The 267-nt window shown below is 68.5% G+C and carries 1 protein-coding gene; it reads right to left on the bottom strand.

Features of this window, described 5'->3' with window-relative positions; translation table 11 throughout:
- The coding region (locus AC1RPW_RS08495; protein WP_481769527.1) for a hypothetical protein at window positions 1-242 on the bottom strand (242 nt) is incomplete at its 3' end.
- Between the last annotated feature and the right edge of the window lie 25 nt (window positions 243-267).

The following is a 267-nucleotide window of genomic DNA, read 5'->3' on the forward strand; positions in this document are numbered from 1 at the left end:
TGTCCCGCGTGCGTGATGTTCTGGTTGACGGTGTCCGCGAGGCGCTGGAGTTCTTGCCGGAAGCTGGGGTCGTCGGCGACGCCCGCGTGTGCGCCGAGACGATGGAACGCCTCCCCGACCTGGTCGATTCGGGAGCGGTAGAGGCCGATGTACTGGTCGGCCGACTCGATCCGCAGCCGTGCGGTCCTGCGCTCGTGGTCGTGGGCGTCCTCGAGCTCGGCCAGCGTTCGGTAGGTCACCATGCGACGGTGTTCACCCCCTGGGCGT

This window comes from Dellaglioa sp. CoH-55-MRSF-8 (genome assembly GCF_056782195.1).